Raw genomic sequence first — 19,209 nt, 5'->3', positions numbered from 1 at the left:
TGCGGCCCGCGGCGGCCTCGCGACGGCCCGGAGTCGCGGCGGCTAGTCCTGGCCCTTGTTGAGGCCGCTCAGCATCTCGTTGTACCGGGTCAGCTCGGCGTCCTCGTCGCGGTCGGCGCGGCGGTCGGTGCGGCGCGCCCTGCGGCCCTCCGACACCGCCCACTGGCCGACGATCGCCAGCAGCACGATGAACGTCGGGATCTCGCCGAAGCCCCAGGCGATCGCGCCGCCGTTCTGGATGTCGTCGACCAGCGGCCCCGCCCACGGCGGGTAGACGACCTTGTACCAGTCGGCCGCGAGCGGCTCGCCCATGTTCATCAGGGAGAGGCCGAGGAACGCGTGGAACGGCATCGTCACGAACAGCAGCAGCAGCCGCCACGGGTAGCCGATCGGCCTGGGCGACGGGTCGACGCCGATGATCACCCAGTAGAAGAGGTAGCCGCTCAGCAGGAAGTGCGCGAGCATCGCGATGTGCCCCAGGTGGCTGCCCATCAGCCACTCGAAGGCGGGGCTGTAGTACAGCGCCCACGTGCTGCCCATGAAGATCAGCGTCGCGACGGCCGGATGCGCCACCACGGCGGTGTACTTGCTGTGCAGGAAGGCCGTCAGCCACTCGCGCGGACCCCTGTCGCCGCGCACCTTCGCGGGCTTGAGCGCGCGCAGGGCGAGCGTCACGGGCGCGCCCAGGACAAGGAAGATCGGGCTGATCATGGCGATGACCATGTGCTGGCTCATGTGCACGCTGAACATGGTCGGCGCGTAGGTGGCCACGCCGCTCAGCGTCGCCACCGCGACGGAGAAGGCGCCGAGCAGCCAGAACACCGTCCGGTACCAGGGCCAGCCGTCGCCGCGGCGGCGCAGCCGCACCACGGCCGCGGCGTAGAAGCCGACGAGCGCGGCCACCAGCACCACCCAGAACAGGTCGAACCGCCACAGCGTGGCCAGCCGCTCGACGTTCAGCGGCGGCGGCATCTCGTAGCCCAGCAGCGCCTTGACGGAGCTCTCGGCCTCCAGCGACGTGACGGGCGGCGCGGTCTGCGCCAGCGCCACCGCGAGGCCCATCGTCGCCGCCATGATCGCCGCCTCGACCACCGCGAGCCGGGTGAAGGCGAGCGGCTTGCGGTCGGCGATCATCGGGACCGTCCACTCGCGGTGCCGCCACCCGATCCACACCAGGACGGCGAAAGCCGCCATCTTCGCCAGCAGCAGCCGCCCGTAGTCGGTCTCGACGAGCTGCACCGGGTCGGGCAGCCGGGAGATCGTGCTGGCCAGCCCCGACAGCCCCACCACGATCGCGCACCACAGCGCGAGGCGGCTGAACCGGGAGGCCGCCGTCTCCAGCAGCCTGCCCTTGGTGAGCGCGTGCCAGGTGAGGACGGCGAGGCCGCCCACCCACGGCACGACGGACGCCAGATGCAGGGCGAGGCCGATCATCGCGACCGAGTGGTTGGGCGAGGAAGCCGAATGCCCCGTCAGCGCGGGCGGAAGCAGCGCGACGAAGGCGAGGAACAGAAGGCCGAGCGCGGCGGCCGGGGTGTCCACGGTGCGTCCAAGGAGGGCGATCACCACGGTCGCGAGGATGACGAGCAGGAGGGCGGTGCCCTGCGGGAGTTGCCCTACGTAGCTCGACAGTTCGTTGCCTCGCAGCAGCCCGCCTACGCTCACCCCGAGAATGTCGGCCACGGTGAACACGAGGGTGGCGCCCGCGGCGCACGCCCAGACGGCGGCGCACCAGGAGGCGGCGCGCAGGTAGGTCGTGGCGGCCGTCGTCAGGCCGTCCCGGATGAGGGGGAGCAGCACCACCGCCATGACCAGGCAGCCGACCGTCAGCGCCGCCGAGAGGTCCATCACGGTGCGCGCGACGGGCAGGCCCCAGCGCACCAGGTCACCGGCGTCGCCGATACCGGGGATCACCTTCTCGGCCAGCGAGCCGCCCGCGTAGAGCGCGGCGACGAGGCCGAGCACCGCGGCGAGCGACGCGACCGCCGCCGCCCGGTAGGCGCTACGCATCGCGCCGCCTCCGCATGGTGATCAGCAGGCCGAAGCCCACGCCCGCGGCGAGGCCGGCGCCGACCATGAGCCACCGGGTGCCGCCGCCCTCGGTGTCCGCCACCGCCGACGGGGAGGCCGACGCCGTCGCGGGCGCGGAGGCCCCGTCGGTCGTCTCGGCCCCCGGCTTGAGCGTGAAGGTGAGGCTGCCGGAGACGGGATGGCCGTCGCCGGAGATCACCCGGTAGCCGACGGTGTACTCGCCGGGCGCGAGGTTGGCCCTGACCTTCTGCACGACCTCGTTGCCGTCGATCTTCGCCGTGCCCCTGTGCGCGCGCTTCTCCGCCGCGTCCTGGACGACCACCCTGGCCGAGCGGACCTCCTCGTTGAAGGTGAGCACGACCTCCTCCACGGCGGAGACCTCCGCCTTGTCGCCCGGCGAGCTTCCGCTCAGCGCGGTGTGCGCGGAGACGGGCGTGGCGAACGTGAGGGCGGCGAGCACGCCGAGCGCGCCGGCGGCCCCGGGGAGGGTGAGGAGTCTCATGAGCGTCCGATTCGGGGTGTGCAATGGCCACCCCCACCCTATTGACCTCAAGCCATGCCCTGCCCCCACCCCGGCCGCGGGTCCCGGCCCGGCTTGTGTCACCCCTGTCCGGGGTGCCTTCCGTAGGTGACGAACTCCGCTTCGACGCCCTCCGGGTCGGTGAAGGGCAGGTAGCGCAGGTCGCGTCCAGGGCGGTGCCACACGGGGTCGTCGGTGCGCCATGCCTGGGCGCGCAGCGGCTTCTTGTCGACCTTGGTGGTGGCCGTCAGCGGCATGGCGGAGACGATCCGGACGTACTTGGGCGCCCACTTCGTCCCGAGATCCTCCTGGGCCGCCAGGAAGGCGGTGAAAGCGGCGGGGTCGAAGGGCGTGCCGTCGAGTTCGAGGGACGCCATCACCTGGTCGCCGGTGCGCGGGTCCGGGACGGGGTAGACGGCGCACATCACGACCGGCGCCCACCGGGCGAGGATCCGTTCGACGGGGGCCGCCGCGAAGTTCTCCCCGTCCACCCGGAGGCGGTCGGGGGTGCGTCCGGCGAAGTAGAAGAACCCCTCCTCGTCCCGGTAAGCCAGGTCGCCGCTGTGGTACCTGCCTTCACGCAGCCGTTCGGCGTCGGCCTCCGGGTTGTTGTAGTAGCCCTCGAAGGCGGTCGTGAGCCCTACCATCTCGCCGATCGCCTCGGGGTTGTGGAGCCTGCCCGAGGCGTCCAGGACGGCCCTGGGGCACTCCTTTCCGGTGTCGGGGTCGAGCACGAGGATCTCGACGCCGTGCTGGGCCACGCCGAGCGCGTCCGGCGGGGTCTCCGGGGTGCGGCGGATCGCGATGGCGCCCTCGCTCGACCCGTAGCCCTCGACGACGGCGCACCCGAACCGCTCGGCGAACGCCGCCCGGTCCCGCGCCGACGCCTCGGTGCCGAACACCCGCGCCAGCGTGCAGCCCGGATCGGCGGCCCCGGCGGCCAGCACGTAAGCGAGGGCCCGGCCTACGTAGTTGAAGTACGTCACGCCGTAGCGCCGGACGTCGGGCAGGAACCCCGAGGCCGAGAAGCGGCGGCGCAGCACGACGGTCGCGCCGACCCGGACGGCCATCGCCAGGTTCGCCATGATCGAGTTCCCGTGGCACAGCGGCATCGCCACGTACGTCACGGACTCCCGCGCCAGCCCGAACCCCTCGGCCATCTCCGCGATCACCGCGAGCCGCCCCTGGGAGCAGCTCACCGCCTTCGGCGCGCCCGTGGAACCGGAGGTGAACAGCAGCAGGTACCGCGCCCCCGCATCAGGAAGGCTCCCGTCCCAGGGCTCCGCCTCGGCTACCGCCCGCGCGTAGGCGGCCGAGTCCACCAGCACGACCGGCGGCCCGCCCCCGCGCGCCGCCACCGCCCACGCCCCCGCGCCGCCGGGCTGTGTTGGCTCTGGCCCGGAGGCCGGGCGCTTGGCAAGTCCCGACTCCGTCGGGAGCACCCGGCCGCCGGGCCGGTGCGACTCCGGCAGGACGTCCAGGCCGGTGGCGTCGGTGACGAGCACGTCGCAGTCGGTGTGCGCGATGTCGGCGGCCAGCTCGGCCCCGCGCCGTGTCGGGTTGACCCCGACCACGACCGCTCCGCGCAGTGCCGCCCCCACCAGCCAGAACACGTACTCGGGCACGTTCTCCAGCAACACCCCGACATGAACCGCCCGGCCCGGCTCCGAGGGCGCGAGCCGCCCGATGAGGGCCGCCCGCCTGCGTCCCTCCTCGACCACCCGCCGCCAACTCCACGCCGCGCCCTCAAAGCGCAGCCCCACCCCCTCGTCCCCGCCACGGGCCGCCACCATCTCCGCGAACGTCGCCATACCAACCAAGCGTACGCTTGGCCCCACCCCCTGTCAGCCCCCACCACGCGACCCCGCGACGGGGGCCCGACGTCCCGCCCGGCCCTGGGACCGTGGAGGTTCGGCAGTCCACCGCACGGTTCCTCGCGGCCGACCTCCCGCGCGGCGTGGAGCCCAGGAGGGCTGACAGCCGACCGCGCGGTTCCTCGCCGCCGACGTCCCATCCGGCGCGGGTTGCGGGAGGGGGCAGCGGTTCCTCGCGGCTGAGGTTCTGTGCGGGTGGGGTGCCGGGGTCAGCAGTCGCAGCCGCAGTTGCAGCCGCCGCCTCCATCACCGCTGCCACAGCAGTTGCAGCAATCGCAGCAGTTGCCGCAGTTGCAGCAGTCACCGCAGCCGTCGGCGCGGCCGCAGGCGCAGCGGTCGGTACAGCCCGCGTGGTAGTACTCGCTCCACTCCGGCCGCCACAGGCCGCAGGTGCAGCCGACGAGCGCGCCCGCGAGGCACAGCTCCGGCCCGCAGCCCGGCCGGGCCTTGCGCGGCCGGAAGCCGGGCGGAAGCGGCGTCCCGGGCGGCGGGTACGGCCCCTGCGGCGGCGGCCCGGCGGGCGGATATCCCGCGTCGGGAGCACGCAGGTCGGCCAACGGACGCACGTGGAGGCCGCGCCGAGCCCCGTCCTCCTTCACGACGGGCGGTGACGCAAGGACGTCCTGCCAGGGCGCGCCGTCGAAGGCGGCGAACGGGTGCCCGTCGAACGTACGACGGACCGCCTTGCCCGCCTCGTGGCCGAGCAGGGCGTCCACCAGCGTCCGCGACTCGAAGTCGGCCTCGGCGAGCGCCAGCCGCAGGCCGTGCAGGGCGGCGTCGCACAGGCGGCGCGCCTCGCGCAGCGGCGTGCCGGTGGCGAGCAGCGGGTTGAAGGCGCCCGTCGTGTGGTCCTCCGGCAGGTCCTCGACGGCGTCCAGGAGGTGCGCGAGCCGTCCGAAGAACCGCCCGGCCTCGGCGAGCGGCGCGGCGTTCCCCGGCCGTCCGGCGAGCACCGCGGTGTGCGCGAAGGCGGCGGCGACGGCCTCCTCGGTAGGCTCGGTCAGCGCCAGCAGCGGCAGCCCCGGCGTCCGCTCCAGCTCGGTCTGCCGGGTGACGGCCTCACGCAGCGCCGTCACGTCGAACGCGAGCGCGGCGCCCGTCCTGCCGCCCGCGGCGTCCCAGGAGTCGGCGACCCGGCCCGCGACCGCCGCGGGCACCCCGCGCGCGAAGGCGCCGTCCCCGTCGGCGATGTGGTCGCGCGTGCGCCCGGCCGCCAGCAGCAGCGACACCGACGCCGCCAGCCGCGCCCCCTCGGCCCGCGCCGCGACGACGTCGGCGCCCCTGAACCCGCGCAGCGCGCACGCCCCCGCGCGGCGCCGGGGTGAGGCGGCCTCGGACTGCGCCTCCGTCAGCACCGAGACGAGCAGGCCGTCATAGTTCGTCACGAGACGGGCCTTGTGCCCGTGCTCGTCCCGCAACGTCAGGCACAGCCCGCACAGGTGCGCCATCCAGTCCTTGAAGAGCGTCGCGCACATCCCATGACGGCACGGTCGAACCACCCCGAACAATGCAGGCCCCCTCAGATCAGGCTTCCGGCATTATTCAGCGGATGCGCCCCGCTCGGCTATGTCACATCTGACGCTTTGGTCACGGAAGTCCGGGACTCCTGTCCCGTCATGACCCGGGCAGCTCGCCCAGCTTCACCTGGACCGTCTCGGTCTGCCCGCCGCGCCGGATCTCCACCGGAACCGTCTGCCCGACCCGCAACTCGGCAAGCACCTCCGCGAGCTGCGTCGTGCTGTGCGTCGCCTTGCCGTTCACCGAGGTGATGACGTCGCCCTCCTTGAGCCCCGCCTGGGCCGCCGCGCCGCCCTCGGTCACCGCGACGACGGCGACCCCGTCCCGCTCGCCCGAGGAGATGTTGACGGTCTGCGCGATCGTGACGCCCAGCGCCGCCCGCCCCGAGTTGGTGACCCGCCCCGACGAGATGAGCTGCGGCGCGATGTTCTTCACCGTGTCGCTCGGGATCGCGAACCCGATCCCGGCGGCCGCCCCGTCACGCGTCCCGGCCGACAGGGTGGGGATGCCGATGACGCTGCCGTCCATCGTCACCAGGGCGCCGCCGCTGTTGCCGGGGTTGATGGCGGCGCTCGTCTGCACCGCGTTGGAGATGGTCGCGCCCGGGAACGAGCCCTCCTGCCGGGAGCTGACCGTCCGGCCCGTCGCCGAGACGATCCCGTTGGTGACGCTCCCGGTGAGCCCGAGCGGGCTGCCCATCGCGAGCACGAGCTGGCCCACCCGCAGCGTGCCGGAGTTCCCGAAGGTCGCGGGCGGAAGGTTGGCCCCGTCCACCTTGACGACAGCCAGGTCGCCCGCTGTGAACGCCCCCACGAGCTTCGCGGGCAGCGCGGGGCCTCCGCTCGACGGGAACACCTGGTAGGTGCGCGCCCCCGCCACGACGTGCGCGTTCGTCACGATGTTGCCGTCGCCGTCGAACACCACGCCTGAGCCCTCGCCCTGGTCGGTCACGATCTGCACGACCGACGGCAGCACCCGGGTGACGACCTGCTCGTACCCGTCCTGCACGCCCGGCGCCGCCGCGCCGGGCGAGGTGGGCGCGCCGGACGAGAGCCGCAGCGGGCTGTCCCCGCCCGAGCACCCCGAGAGCACGAGGACGGAAGCGAGTACGGGCGCGGCGGCACGGAGGTGTCCTGTTCTCACGTGCGGTGCCTACCCCGCGCCGCCGCCCGCGACGGCGACGGCCCGGCGACCTTGACGCGAGATTTGCCCCCGCGTTATGCGCTCCCGCGTCATTTACTCACGCGTTCGCGGTGCCCGTTCCGGAATCGAGCGCGTACTCTCGGAGACGTCAGGATCCACCCGCACGGGCAGTGCGAGGGTCAGACACCAACAAACCGGACAAACGAAGGGTCGGCGGTTATGGACACGCACCTTCTCCCGGGCTGCGGGCAGTGCAGCTGCTCCGACGAGGCCCAGGCCGTCGCGGTGACGCTCCTGTCGGTCACCGCGGTCGACTGAACGCCGGGCGCCCCCTCAGGCGTGCTGGTTCAGCCACAGGGCGAGTTCCTCGCCCAGCACGCCGCGGACGGCGAGGACGGCCACGCCGAGCGTCAGCAGCGGCGTGACGATCCAGCGTTCCACCTTGCCGTCCGTCCTCGGCACCAGCGGGAACCCGAACCGCCACGGCGCGGGCCACAGCAGCGGGCAGCCCTGCGGGGTGAGGCAGTCCCCGGCGATGTGCACGAGGCAGCCGAACGCCACCGCGTACCCGACCCACGACGTGTCGACGTCGTGCGCCCAGAACACCACGATCGCGGCGATCCCGGCGTTGAGCACTCCGGTGGACACGTCGTTGCCCTCAACGCCGACGCCGAGCCCGCGCAGCCCGAGGCCCACGAGCAGGAACAGCGCCGCCCACCACCCCCAGATCTGGTGGTCGGCGAGCCACTGCGCCCCGTAGCCCGCCCCGACCGCGACGAGCACGGAGTGCGTCCCGTTGCGGTGCCCGCCGAACACGGAGCCGACCGCCTTGCACAGCCACCGCGTCAGCACCCCGAACGTGTTGGCTATCGTGCCGCGCGGATGGTCGACGTCCGGCAGCATCGCCGCCCCCGCACACACCACCACCCCGGTGGCCAGCTCCGCAGGCCCCATCGGCACCGCCCACGCGCCCACGAGGTCCCGAGACTGCGCCACCGGCGCCACCGCCAGCCAGGCCACCGCCCCGCTCAACGCGTGCGTCCGCCCCATCATCAAGCCCACCCCCAAACCCGAACCGCCCGCATTATCCCGAGCAGTCCCCCCCAACCCCAGCCCCCACGCCGGGTCAGGGGAGGGTGAGGATTTCGGGGGTGGTTTCGGTGACGAGGATGGTGTGTTCGAACTGGGCGGTGCGTTTGCGGTCCTTGGTGACGACGGTCCAGCCGTCCTGCCACATGGTGTACTCGTGGGTGCCGAGGGTGAGCATGGGCTCGATGGTGAAGGTCATGCCGGGGCGCAGGACGGTGGTGGCGTGCGGGTCGTCGTAGTGGGGGACGACGAGGCCGGAGTGGAAGGTGGTGCCGATGCCGTGGCCGGTGAAGTCGCGGACGACGCCGTAGCCGAACCGGCGGGCGTACGCCTCGATGACACGGCCGACGACGTTGATGGCCCGGCCCGGTTTGACGGCCTTGATGCCGCGCATCATGGCCTCCCGGGTGCGCTCCACCAGCAGCCGCGACTCCTCGTCCACGTCGCCGACCAGGTAGGTCGCGTCGGTGTCGCCGTGCACGCCGCCGATGAACGCGGTGATGTCGACGTTGACGATGTCGCCGTCGCGCAGCACCGTGTCGTCCGGAATGCCGTGGCAGATGACCTCGTTGACGGAGGTGCAGAGCGACTTGGGGTAGCCCCGGTAGCCGAGCGTGGAGGGGTAGGCGCCGTGGTCGAGCAGGAACTCGTGGCCGATCCGGTCGAGCTCGTCGGTGGTGATGCCCGGACGGACGGCCTTGCCGACCTCTTCGAGGGCCTGCGCGGCGATCCGGCCGGCGACGCGCATGGCCTCGATGATCTCGGGCGTCTTGACGTCGGGTTCACCGGTCTTGGGGGCCTTCTTCCCGACGTACTCGGGCCGCTCGATGCTCGCGGGGACCTTGCGCGGTGCGGAGACCCGGCCGGGCGTGAGATACGTCGTCGTCATGGAGGAGAGTTTAGTTCCCGTTTCGGGGCACGATCCGAGACGGCCGTCGAGCGAGGAGGCGATGCGGCGATGAGCGACGAGGGACACTGGTTCTACTGCCTGAAGCACATGCGGGTCGAGTACGGCCCCGGCTGCCCGAACAAGGACAGGATGGGCCCGTACGACACCGAGGACCGGGCCAAGCACGCCCTGGAGCACGCGCGTGAGCGGAACGAGGCGTGGGACGCGGAGGACGCCGATCAGGGCTCCTGAGGCCCGGCCACCAGGTCGAGGAAGCGGGCGAGCCGGTCGCGCAGGCCACGTCTGCCGCCCTCCTCGCCCGCCACGGCGCTGACCAGGTGCTGGGCCTGCTCGAACGTCACGGGCCCGGCGGGCGGCACGGTGAGCGCCTCGTGCGCGAGCCCGGTGAGCTCCCGGTCGCCGCCGTCGAGGGTGAGGATCACCGCGCCGGTGCGCCGGGCGTCGTCGACGCGTTCCAGCAGCGGCGCGGGCGCGGCGGCCGCCTCGGAGACGACGAACAGGGCCTCGCCGCGCCGGGCGTCGGCGAGCCGGTCGAGGCCGATCGCGAGGTGCGGGGGCGCGCCGGGCGGCGGCTGCCAGCGCACGAGTGTGGGTTTGAGTGAGGGCACGAACCGGCTCTCCTCGTCGAGGTGGGCGGCGAGGTGCCAGGGCTCCTCGCCGTCTGGGGCGCCGAGGAGCAGCAGGTCGTCACGGGCGGAAGTGCGAAGGGTTCTGGCGAACCGCCGGGTCTGCTCCATGGTCTCGGAAGAGGCCAGGAGCTCCCGCAAGAACGCCACCTGTCCGTGGTCCATGCGCGCCATGGTGGCGCAATTCTCCGCGCGACACGCGGTGTTCGGCGCACCCGATGGGGTGGCGACGAAGACCGAAGCCCGTTCTGGGAGGATGCGCCCATGACTGATCTCCCTGACGTGAGCGGCTTGACGATCGGCATCCTCGGCGGCACCGGGGACCAGGGCAAGGGCCTCGCCCGGCGCTTCGCCCTGGCCGGGCAGAGGGTGGTCATCGGCTCCCGCGCCGCCGACCGGGCCCAGGAGGCCGCCGACGAGCTGGGCCACGGCGTGCGCGGCGCGGACAACGCGGCCTGCGCCACCGAGTCCGACATCGTGATCGTGGCGGTGCCGTGGGGCGGCCACCAGGCCACCCTGGAGTCCCTGAAGGCGGAGCTGGCCGGCAAGGTCGTGGTGGACTGCGTGAACCCGCTGGGCTTCGACAAGCAGGGCGCCTACGCGCTTCCGGTCGAGGAGGGCAGCGCCGCCCAGCAGGCCGCCGCCATCCTCACCGAGAGCAAGGTCGTCGCGGCGTTCCACCACGTGTCGGCGGTGCTGCTGCTCGACCCGGAGGTCGCCGAGATCGACCTCGACGTGCTGGTCCTCGGCGAGGACAGGACGGCCACGGACACCGTCCAGGCGCTGGCCGAGCGCATCCCGGGCGTCCGGGGGATCTTCGGCGGACGGCTGCGCAACGCCCACCAGGTCGAGGCGTTCACCGCCAACCTGATCTCCATCAACCGCCGCTACAAGGCGCACGCGGGCATCCGCCTCACCGACGTCTAGGAACCCTTGAAGGGAGCACCCCGCGAGGCCCCGCACGGCCCTGGGGTGCTCCGCCGAGGTCGGGAGTCGAAAGCGTCCCCGTGCCCAGTCGGACACGGCCGTAGGGTGATCTTTCGGAAACGCCGGGTAGGCATCCCCGTGTGGGGGTGCTGAGCGGGATCGTCCTGCCCGTGCGGCGGAAGGGTCCGGTCCAGCGTGTGCTCTGGCGGCTGCTGGTGGCCGTCCTGCTGATCGTCGCGGTGACGGGGATCGTCTACTTCGGCCGGGCCGGGTACGGCGACGCGGCGGGCGGCCCCGTAGGGCTGCTGGACGCCTTCTACTACGCGTGCGTGGCGGTGTCCACGACGGGATACGGCGACATCGTGCCCGTCACCCCCGAGGCCCGGCTGATCAACAGCCTTGTGGTGACCCCGATCAGGGTGCTCTTCGTCATCATCCTGGTCGGCACCACCCTGGAGGTGCTCGCCGAGCAGTCCCGCGAGGAGTGGCGGCGCAGGCGGTGGGAGGCAACGGTGGAGGACCACGTCGTCGTCATCGGGTACGGCACCAAGGGCAGGGCGGCCGCCGACGCGCTGCTCGACGCGGGCATCTCGCCGCACAAGGTCGTCGTGGTGGACGTCGCGCACGCCAGCGTCGCGGAGGCGGGCGGGCGGGGGCTGGTCGGCGTGGTCGGCGACGCGACCCGCAGCGTCGTGCAGCGCCGCGCGGCCGTGGACAGGGCGCGTGACGTGATCATCGCGACCGGCCGCGACGACAGCGCCGTGCTCATCACGCTGACGGCCCGGCAGATCAATCCGGGGGTGGCGATCCAGGTCGCGGTGAACGAGTCGGAGAACGAGCCGCTGCTACGGCAGAGCGGCGCCGACCACGTGATCCCGGCGGCGGAGGCGGCGGGCCGCCTGCTGGGCCTGGCGACGAGCGAGCCGAACGTCAGCGCGGTCATCGAGGACCTGCTCGTGCTGGGCAGCCGCCTGGGCCTGGTGGAGCGCCCGGTGACGCCGCAGGAGGTGGGCAGGCCGGTCGGGACGGTCCACGACCCCGTCCTGGCGGTCGTGCGCGACGAGCAGACCCTGCCCTACCACGGCCTGCCCGACCGGATCATGGAACAGGGCGACCGCCTCATCGTCGTCCGCCACCACCCCGCCTGACGCAGGCGAAAGGGGCGCGCCGGACGGCCACGGAGGGGAGGAGGATCCGAGGCCGTCCGGCGCGGGGTGGGAGAAGGCTTCTCCGAGAGGCGCTCGCCTACTTGTAGGTGTGCTCGCGCGCGGGGAAGACCCCGCCCACCACCTCGTCGGCGTACGAGCGCGCCGCGTCGGCGAGCACGGAGCCCACCGAGGCGTACTGCTTGACGAACTTCGCGGGCCGCTCGACGAGCCCCGCCATGTCCTGCCAGACGAGGACCTGGGCGTCGGTGCCGGAGCCCGCGCCGATGCCGACCGTGGGGATGGACAGCGAGGCCGTCACCCGCTCGGCCAGTTCCTCGGGCACGCACTCCAGGACGACGGCGAACGCGCCGGCCGCCTCCAGGGCCTTGGCGTCGTGCAGGAGCTGGTCGCCGGCCTCGCCGCGCCCCTGCACCCGGTAGCCGCCGAAGGCGTTGACCGACTGCGGGGTGAGGCCGAGGTGGCCCATCACGGGGATGCCGGCCGCGACCATCGCCTCGGCCTGCGCGGCGACCCTTCGGCCGCCCTCCAGCTTGATCGCGTGCGCTCCGGTCTCCTTGAGGAACCGGACGGCGGTGGCGAGGCCCTGTTCGACCGACGCCTGGTAGGAGCCGAACGGAAGGTCGGCGACGACCATCGCGCGTTTGGAGCCGCGTACCACGGCGGCGGTGAGCGGGATGAGGTCGTCGACGGTGACGGGGATCGTCGAGTCGTAGCCGTAGACGACCATCGCGGCGGAGTCCCCGACGAGGAGCACGGGGATGCCCGCCTCGTCGAAGATCCGCGCGGTGAGCGCGTCGTAGGCGGTGAGCATCGGCCACTTCTCGCCGCGCGCCTTCGCGGCGGCGATGTCCCGTACGGTGATGCGCTTGGTTCCCTGGCCGCCATAGAGCATGGTCGACCGGTCCTGCGACACAACGGACATGGCTGGATCTACCTCCAAGTCTCGAATCGCCCCAACGGCGTACCCGGACGAATCAGATGATTCCACCAACTCAACGCGAGGGGAAGAGGGGGTCATTCCCCGGCCGGTCCCGGCTTGTCCCCGGGTAAAACGAAACGAGACAGTTGCGTATCGAATCTGGCCGGGCGTAGGCTCTATTACGAAACGTTTCCGTATCGCTGGGAGTGCGCGTGTCCCTTCCCCCCGACCGGCCCCCCGTCCCCGACGACGGGCATCCGCGCCGCTGGGCGGTCCTCGGCGTCATGGTGGTCAGCCTGCTGATCGTCGCCCTGGACAACACCATCCTCAACGTCGCCCTCAAGACCCTCGCCGACCCCGTCGCCGGGCTCGGCGCCAGCCAGGGCCAGCTCGAATGGGCGATCAACTCCTACACGCTGGTCTTCGCGGGGCTGCTGTTCACCTTCGGCATCATCGGCGACCGGATAGGCCGCCGCCGCGTCCTCACCGGCGGGCTTGTCGTCTTCGGCCTCGCGTCCCTGATCTCGGCCTACGCGCAGAGCCCGGAACAGCTCATCTGGGCCCGTGCCCTCATGGGCCTCGGCGGCGCCGCGATCATGCCGCAGACCCTCTCCATCCTGTCCAACGTCTTCTCCGAGCGGGAACGTGCCAAAGCCATTGGCATCTGGGCGGGCGCCGTCGGCATCGCCATCGCGGTCGGCCCCATCACCGGCGGCCTCCTGCTCGAACACTTCTGGTGGGGCTCGGTGTTCCTGGTGAACGCGCCCGTCGTGGCGGCGGGGGTCGCCGCGACGGTCCTGCTCGTGCCGGAGTCCCGCGACCCGTCGCCCGGCCGCCTCGACCCGCTCGGCGTGCTCCTGTCCATCACCGGCCTCGTCGCGCTCACCTTCGGGATCATCGAGGGCGGCGAGCGCGGCTCGTGGCTCGACCCCGTCGTGCTCGTGCCGATCGCCGCCGGCCTCGCCGTCCTCGCCTGGTTCGTGGCGCACGAGGCGCGCACCGACCACCCGGCCCTGGACGTCAGGCTGTTCCGGGACCGGCGGCTCTCGGCGGCCGTCGGGTCGATCGGCCTCGCGTTCTTCGCCTGCGGCGGCACGTTCTTCTTCGGCGCCCTGTACCTGCAGTCCGTCCGGGGGCTGTCGCCGCTGGAGGCGGGCGCGATGATGCTGCCGATCGCGGCGGGCCAGATGCTGCTGTCCACCCGCGCCGCGGGCCTGGTCCGCAGGTTCGGGCCCAAGGCCGTCGCCGCGACCGGACTCGGCCTCCTCACGCTCTCGATGGGCGGCTACGCGCTCCTGGAGCCGACGACGCCGCTGTGGTACTTCGGGCTGCTCGGCGCGCTCCAGGGCGCGGGCATGGCGAGCGTCGCGACCCCGGCGACCCAGTCGATGATGTCGGTGCTGCCGCGCGAGAAGGCGGGCGCGGGCTCGGCCCTGGGCAACACCGCGCGCCAGGTGTCGATGGCGATGGGCATCGCGATCAGCGGCTCGCTCGTCGCGTCCCTCTACCGCGACGGCGTCCGCGAGCACCTCGGCCTGCTGCCCGAGCCGCTGCGGGCACACGCCGCCGAGTCCCTCCAGGCCACCGCCGACGCCGTCGCCCGCACCGGCGCCGACGCCCTTCTCGCCCCCGCTTACGAAGCCTTCCTTACCGGCCTGCACGCCACCGCGCTGGCCTCCGCCGCCGTCGCTCTCCTCAGCGTCCTCGCCGTGCTGCGCTGGATGCCGGGCAAGCCCGCCGCCGAAGGTCCCGCGCCCAGGGAGCCCGAGGCCCCGCGCGAAGAGGAGACGGCGGGTGCGAGAATGTGAAACCGCGATGAACGACACAAGAAGCCGGTCCCCGGGCCGGCCGCGCAGCGCCCGTGCCGAACAGGCGATTCTTGAGGCCACCCTGGACCTCCTCGCGGAGGAGGCCGGGGTGGCCGGCGTGTCGATCGAGGCGGTCGCGGCCCGCGCCGGGGTGGGCAAGACCACGATCTACCGGCGCTGGCCCAACAAGGAGGCGCTCATCATCGACGCGATGGCGACGCTGAAGACGCCGCTGCCGCCGCTGTCCGGCGGCCCGGTGCGCGACGACCTCGTGGCCATCGCCCGGACGTTCCGCACCGAGGGCTCCGAGCGCGACTCGCGCTGCGCGTGGAGCGTCATAGGCGGGGCCGGGCGCTATCCGCAGCTGTACGCCGACTACCAGGAGAAGGTGATCGCGCCCCGGCACGCGACGGTCATGGAGCTGCTCCAGCGCGGCATCCGCAACGGTGAGCTGCGCGCCGACCTCGACCCGGACATCGCGATCCTCGCGTTCGTCGGGGCGCTCACGCTGCCGAGCCGCTCGCACGGCAGGGTGCCGGAGCTGGGTCCGGATTATCCCGAACAAGTAGTTGACGCACTTTTGTTGGGCTTCGCCCCGCGATGACGTGACATGAACCGCGCTGTGTGACGGAATCGTCCGCCTGTGTCATCGCGTTCGCGCGTAACAAGCCGCGCGGAAGGCCCGAGTACCGCATACTTGTGCGGAAGGACAAACGGAGCAACCGGTCGGCGGGAGAGCCAAAGGTGAGAACCGCGATGGCGCGCAAAGCCAATGCGTCTACCGCCGATTCGGCGTCCAGGACCCTCGTGCTGGGCATCGACGAGCGCGGTGTGATCGTCCAGTCCGGGCACAACGCCGAGAAGGTCATCGGCATCGAGGCGGACGCCCTGATCGGCTCGCGCCTGTACGACCTGCTCGACGAGGGTGGCGACCAGATCCCGGCCATCCTGCAGGCCGTCCGAGAGGGGCAGGAGCGCACCTCGGTGTGGCGCCTGCACGGCCCCGGCGACGCCGTGGTGACGGTCCAGCCCATGGTCGGCGGCGGCGACCTCTTCGCCCTCGTCCACCTGCGCGTCGCGCTGTCCACCACCGAGCGCTTCCAGGACCCCGCCCGGGTGCGCCGCGCCCTCATGGACGACCCGCTCACCCGCTTCGGCTCCAACCTCGACCTCGACCAGTGCGCCCGCTCCCTCGCCGACGTCGTGGTGCCGCACTACTGCAACGTCGCCGCCATCGTCGTGCTGGAGAGCCTGGTGGCGGCCGACGAGAACCACGGCGAGGCGGGCGGCTCGGCCGTGCTGCGGCGGCTCGCGCTGGCCACCGACGACCACGAGCTGGAGTGGGCGGCGACGTTCCCGACGGGCGAGGTGCTCGTCTACCCGCCCGGCACCCCCTACCGCGAGTGCCTCGACCGCGCCGCGCCCGTCCACCTCAGGCACATGACGGCCGAGCAGGCCGGGCAGATCGCCGACGCGTGGCGCCGCGCGCCCGTCCGCGACCTGCTCGACGACGTGTCCATGGTGATCCTGCCGCTCATCGCCAAGGACAACCTGCTGGGCCTGATGGCCTGCACCCGCACCGCGGGCTTCCGCCGGTTCGACGCCTACGACGTCGAGATAGGCATGGAGTTCGCCTCCCGCGCCGCGATCGTCATCGACAACGCGCGCCGGTTCAGCCGGGAACGCGCCACCGCGCTCACCCTCCAGCGCAGCCTGCTGCCGCTGCGGCTGTCGCACCCCTCCTCGGTGGAGGTGCGGCACCGCTACCTGCCCGGCAGCAAGCTGGTCGAGGTCGGCGGCGACTGGTACGAGTCCATCTCGCTGCCCGGCGGGCGCGTCGCCCTCATCGTCGGCGACGTCGCCGGGCACGGCGTCAAGGCCGCCGTCACCATGGGCCGGCTGCGCACCGCCCTGCACACGCTCGCCAACCTCGACTACCCGCCCGCCGACGCGCTGCACATCCTGCACGAGCTGATGACGGAGCTGGGCGAGCAGGAGCCGCACTTCGCGACGTGCGTGTACGGCGTGTACGACGCCACCACCGGCACCCTGGAGATCGCCTCGGCCGGGCACCTGCCGCCGCTGCTGCTGCGCGCGGACGGCACCACCGAGTACCTGGAGCTGCCGGACGCGCCGCCGCTCGGCGTCGTCGGAGGCAACCCGATCGAGAGCCGCGAGTTCGCCGTCGAGGACGGCAGCATGTTCGTCATCTACACCGACGGCCTGGTGGAGAGCCGGGGCCGCGACATCGACGACGGCCTGGAACGCCTCAAGGGCATCTTCGACACCTCCGCGCTGGAGCGTCCCATGGAGGACCTCGCCAAGGCGTGCCTGGCCGGGGTGTACGACGACCACCACCGCGACGACATCGCGCTGCTCATCGCCCGGCTGCGGCGGCTGCCCGCCGACACCCGCGAGTCCTGGACGCTGCCGGGCGACCCGGCGGCGGTGCGCCGGGCCCGTGGCCTGGTCCGCACCCAGCTGGCCGACTGGGGCCTGGCGGAGCTGTCCTACCCGGCCGAGCTGCTGGCGTCCGAGCTGGTCACCAACGCGCTGCGGTACTCGCCCGGCACCCTGGAGCTGCGGCTACTGCGCGAGCGCACCCTCGTCATCGAGGTCATGGACCGGTCCGCCGCGCTGCCCCGGCTGCGCCGCGCCGCCGACGACGACGAGAACGGGCGCGGCCTGCTCGTCGTCTCGGAGTACTCGCGCCGCTGGGGCACCCGCCGGACGGCGCTGGGCAAGGTCGTCTGGTGCGACCTGCGCCTACCGGGCATCGACCCCGACGACACCGCCTTCACCGAGGAGTGGCCGGGCAAGAACCACCACTCCGACTCCTTCCCCCTCCCGCGCCTGCCCCTGGACGGCCTGCCCCACCGCACCCCCTGACACGGCGGGTGGTCCCCTGACGCCGTCGGCGACGACGGCGAGCGCGGCGGCGCAGAACGCCCGGTGTTCTGTCGTGCGACGGACACCGGGCGTTTCGCGTGACGGTCAGAGGATCTCCAGGTAGCGCTTGCGCTCGTAGCCGGTGACCTGGCGGCGGTAGTCGTCCCACTCGGCGCGCTTGTTGCGCAGGAAGAAGTCGAAGACGTGCTCGCCCAGCACGTCGGCGAGCAGCTCCGAGCGCTCCATCGCCTTGATCGCCTCGTCCAGCGACTGGGGGAGCGGCTGGATGCCCAGCACCCTGCGCTCGGCCGGGGTGAGCGCCCACACGTCGTCCTCGGCGCCGGGGGGCAGTTCGTAGCCCTCCTCGATGCCCTTGAGGCCCGCGCCCAGGATCACCGCGAACGCCAGGTACGGGTTGCAGGCGGTGTCCAGCGAGCGGAACTCGATGCGCGTCGCGTGGCCCTTCTGCGGCTTGTACATCGGCACCCGCACCAGCGCGGAGCGGTTGTTGTGGCCCCAGCAGACGTAGGAGGGGGCCTCGCCGCCCTGCCCCGCCGACTCGCCGGGCCCGCCCCACAGCCGCTTGTAGGAGTTCACCCACTGGTTGCAGACGGCGGTGATCTCCGGCGCGTGCCGCAGCAGGCCCGCGATGAACGCGCGGCCGACCTTGGACAGCTGGAACTCCGCGCCCGGCTCGTAGAAGGCGTTGCGGTCGCCCTCGAACAGCGACATGTGCGTGTGCATGCCGGACCCGGCCTGGTCGGTGAACGGCTTCGGCATGAAGGACGCGTGCACGCCCTGCTCCAGCGCCACCTCCTTCATCACCAGGCGGAAGGTCATGATGTTGTCGGCGGTGGTGAGCGCGTCGGCGTAGCGCAGGTCGATCTCCTGCTGGCCGGGCGCGCCCTCGTGGTGGCTGTACTCCACCGAGATGCCCATCGACTCCAGCATGGTGATGGCGCTGCGCCGGAAGTCGTGCGCCGCCGAGTGCGGCGTGTGGTCGAAGTAGCCGCCCTGGTCGACCGGCTCGGGGATGCGCCCGTCCTTGGGCATGTCCTTGAGCAGGAAGAACTCGATCTCGGGGTGCGTGTAGAACGTGAACCCCAGATCGGCGGCCTTGCCCAGGGTGCGCTTCAGCACGTGCCTGGGGTCGGCGAACGACGGTGTGCCGTCCGGCATGAGGATGTCGCAGAACATGCGCGCGACGCCGGGCGCCTCGGCCCGCCACGGCAGGATCTGGAACGTGGACGGATCGGGCTTGGCGAGCATGTCGGCCTCGTGGACCCGGGCGAAGCCCTGGATCGACGAGCCGTCGAAGCCGATGCCCTCGGCGAAGGCGCCTTCGAGCTCGGCGGGGGCCACGGCCACGGACTTGAGGAAGCCGAGGACGTCCGTGAACCACAGCCGGATGAAGCGGATGTCCCGCTCTTCCAGCGTCCTGAGGACGAACTCCTGCTGACGGTCCAAAACCATTCTCCCTCTTGCACCACGCCGTACCGGAAGTCTGGTGTTCAACCACCTTCCCTGGCCCGGCCTTCAGTCTGCCCTGCCGGTATTTCCCCAGCGTTACAAACCTACCCGTCCCGGCCTCGGAGGGCACGTCGAGGGGGTGCGTCCAGGCATCCAAGACGTCCCGTTTACGGCGGCTTCACCGAGAATTTCGGACTGGCCGGAGTCCCCCTTCTCCTCACCATGCCCATCCAGGCGATGTGAGGATCCTTCGGAGGTGCCTCACTTGTGGCTTGCCAAGTCCTCGAATGAACAGGGGAATACGGGATACCGTCAT

16 protein-coding genes are annotated in these 19,209 nt (G+C 72.3%); 6 read left to right on the top strand and 10 right to left on the bottom strand.

Annotated elements, in window-relative coordinates; all coding sequences use genetic code 11:
• Window positions 1-42: 42 nt before the first annotated feature.
• From LO762_RS17855 to map, 7 genes are all read right to left on the bottom strand, one after another.
• Window positions 43-2,010: a cytochrome c oxidase assembly protein gene (locus tag LO762_RS17855; RefSeq protein WP_230616486.1), complete on the bottom strand. Its 1,968-nt coding sequence runs from the start codon at window positions 2,008-2,010 to the stop codon at window positions 43-45.
• On the bottom strand, window positions 2,003-2,533 hold the full coding sequence (locus LO762_RS17850; RefSeq protein ID WP_230616485.1) for a copper resistance CopC family protein: 531 nt from the start codon (window positions 2,531-2,533) through the stop codon (window positions 2,003-2,005). The genes LO762_RS17855 and LO762_RS17850 overlap by 8 nt, the downstream gene beginning before the upstream one ends.
• 98 nt (window positions 2,534-2,631) lie before the next feature.
• On the bottom strand, window positions 2,632-4,362 hold the full coding sequence (locus LO762_RS17845) for an AMP-binding protein (protein WP_230616483.1): 1,731 nt from the start codon (window positions 4,360-4,362) through the stop codon (window positions 2,632-2,634).
• A 272-nt stretch (window positions 4,363-4,634) separates the two neighbouring features.
• Window positions 4,635-5,924 carry a DUF5685 family protein gene (locus LO762_RS17840; protein ID WP_308104097.1) on the bottom strand — a complete coding sequence of 430 codons (1,290 nt, stop codon included), beginning with the start codon at window positions 5,922-5,924 and terminating at the stop codon, window positions 4,635-4,637.
• 115 nt (window positions 5,925-6,039) lie between these two features.
• Window positions 6,040-7,086: a S1C family serine protease gene (locus LO762_RS17835; RefSeq protein WP_230616479.1), complete on the bottom strand. Its 1,047-nt coding sequence runs from the start codon at window positions 7,084-7,086 to the stop codon at window positions 6,040-6,042.
• Between the two features lie 333 nt (window positions 7,087-7,419).
• Window positions 7,420-8,139 carry a metal-dependent hydrolase gene (locus LO762_RS17830; RefSeq protein WP_230616478.1) on the bottom strand — a complete coding sequence of 240 codons (720 nt, stop codon included), beginning with the start codon at window positions 8,137-8,139 and terminating at the stop codon, window positions 7,420-7,422.
• Window positions 8,140-8,212: 73 nt separating this feature from the next.
• Window positions 8,213-9,064 carry a type I methionyl aminopeptidase gene (gene map, locus LO762_RS17825; RefSeq protein ID WP_230616477.1) on the bottom strand — a complete coding sequence of 284 codons (852 nt, stop codon included), beginning with the start codon at window positions 9,062-9,064 and terminating at the stop codon, window positions 8,213-8,215.
• A 69-nt stretch (window positions 9,065-9,133) separates the two neighbouring features.
• Here map and LO762_RS17820 point away from each other — a divergent pair, with 69 nt between their 5' ends.
• A complete protein-coding gene (locus LO762_RS17820; RefSeq protein WP_230616476.1) occupies window positions 9,134-9,316 on the top strand; it encodes a hypothetical protein in 183 nt (60 codons plus the stop codon).
• On the opposite strand, the gene LO762_RS17815 is transcribed toward LO762_RS17820, so the two are convergent.
• Window positions 9,304-9,876, bottom strand: a complete 573-nt coding sequence (locus LO762_RS17815) for a hypothetical protein (protein WP_230616475.1) — start codon at window positions 9,874-9,876, stop codon at window positions 9,304-9,306. The two genes, LO762_RS17820 and LO762_RS17815, sit on opposite strands and share 13 nt — an antisense overlap.
• Here LO762_RS17815 and npdG point away from each other — a divergent pair.
• Both npdG and LO762_RS17805 read left to right on the top strand, forming a co-directional pair.
• Window positions 9,868-10,638: an NADPH-dependent F420 reductase gene (npdG, locus tag LO762_RS17810; RefSeq protein WP_374201576.1), complete on the top strand. Its 771-nt coding sequence runs from the start codon at window positions 9,868-9,870 to the stop codon at window positions 10,636-10,638. The genes LO762_RS17815 and npdG overlap by 9 nt on opposite strands.
• A 140-nt stretch (window positions 10,639-10,778) precedes the next feature.
• Complete coding sequence (locus tag LO762_RS17805; protein WP_230616473.1) at window positions 10,779-11,786, top strand: TrkA family potassium uptake protein; 1,008 nt, start codon at window positions 10,779-10,781, stop codon at window positions 11,784-11,786.
• Between the two features lie 97 nt (window positions 11,787-11,883).
• Here the strand turns inward: LO762_RS17805 and panB are convergent, their stop codons facing one another.
• Complete coding sequence (gene panB, locus LO762_RS17800) at window positions 11,884-12,729, bottom strand: 3-methyl-2-oxobutanoate hydroxymethyltransferase (RefSeq protein ID WP_230616472.1); 846 nt, start codon at window positions 12,727-12,729, stop codon at window positions 11,884-11,886.
• Window positions 12,730-12,938: 209 nt separating this feature from the next.
• Here panB and LO762_RS17795 point away from each other — a divergent pair, with 209 nt between their 5' ends.
• The 3 genes from LO762_RS17795 to LO762_RS17785 all read left to right on the top strand — a co-directional run bounded on the left by LO762_RS17795 (window position 12,939) and on the right by LO762_RS17785 (window position 17,423).
• Window positions 12,939-14,534, top strand: a complete 1,596-nt coding sequence (locus LO762_RS17795; RefSeq protein ID WP_230616471.1) for an MFS transporter — start codon at window positions 12,939-12,941, stop codon at window positions 14,532-14,534.
• Window positions 14,535-14,541: 7 nt separating this feature from the next.
• Window positions 14,542-15,138 (top strand): TetR/AcrR family transcriptional regulator, encoded by a 597-nt coding sequence (locus LO762_RS17790; protein ID WP_230616470.1) that lies wholly within the window; start codon window positions 14,542-14,544, stop codon window positions 15,136-15,138.
• A gap of 152 nt (window positions 15,139-15,290) precedes the next feature.
• The gene (locus tag LO762_RS17785) at window positions 15,291-17,423 is read left to right on the top strand and encodes a SpoIIE family protein phosphatase (protein WP_230616469.1); all 2,133 of its coding nucleotides are present in this window, start codon (window positions 15,291-15,293) and stop codon (window positions 17,421-17,423) included.
• 105 nt (window positions 17,424-17,528) lie between these two features.
• Here the strand turns inward: LO762_RS17785 and LO762_RS17780 are convergent, their stop codons facing one another.
• Window positions 17,529-18,890 carry a glutamine synthetase family protein gene (locus LO762_RS17780; RefSeq protein WP_230616468.1) on the bottom strand — a complete coding sequence of 454 codons (1,362 nt, stop codon included), beginning with the start codon at window positions 18,888-18,890 and terminating at the stop codon, window positions 17,529-17,531.
• Window positions 18,891-19,209 lie beyond the last annotated feature (319 nt).

Source organism: Actinocorallia sp. API 0066 (assembly GCF_020991275.1).
GTDB lineage: Bacteria > Actinomycetota > Actinomycetes > Streptosporangiales > Streptosporangiaceae > Actinocorallia.
Note: the sequence above shows the minus strand (reverse complement) of the source record. Positions and strands in the feature narration are given on the sequence as shown.

Coding starts and splice junctions, on each gene's coding strand:
- LO762_RS17845 (WP_230616483.1), bottom strand. CDS start 4,362: ATGGCGACGTTCGCGGAGATGGTGGCGGCCCGTGGCGGGGACGAGGGG.
- map (WP_230616477.1), bottom strand. CDS start 9,064: ATGACGACGACGTATCTCACGCCCGGCCGGGTCTCCGCACCGCGCAAG.
- LO762_RS17830 (WP_230616478.1), bottom strand. CDS start 8,139: ATGATGGGGCGGACGCACGCGTTGAGCGGGGCGGTGGCCTGGCTGGCG.
- LO762_RS17850 (WP_230616485.1), bottom strand. CDS start 2,533: ATGAGACTCCTCACCCTCCCCGGGGCCGCCGGCGCGCTCGGCGTGCTC.
- LO762_RS17820 (WP_230616476.1), top strand. CDS start 9,134: ATGAGCGACGAGGGACACTGGTTCTACTGCCTGAAGCACATGCGGGTC.
- LO762_RS17790 (WP_230616470.1), top strand. CDS start 14,542: ATGAACGACACAAGAAGCCGGTCCCCGGGCCGGCCGCGCAGCGCCCGT.
- LO762_RS17785 (WP_230616469.1), top strand. CDS start 15,291: ATGGCGCGCAAAGCCAATGCGTCTACCGCCGATTCGGCGTCCAGGACC.
- panB (WP_230616472.1), bottom strand. CDS start 12,729: ATGTCCGTTGTGTCGCAGGACCGGTCGACCATGCTCTATGGCGGCCAG.
- LO762_RS17855 (WP_230616486.1), bottom strand. CDS start 2,010: ATGCGTAGCGCCTACCGGGCGGCGGCGGTCGCGTCGCTCGCCGCGGTG.
- LO762_RS17815 (WP_230616475.1), bottom strand. CDS start 9,876: ATGGACCACGGACAGGTGGCGTTCTTGCGGGAGCTCCTGGCCTCTTCC.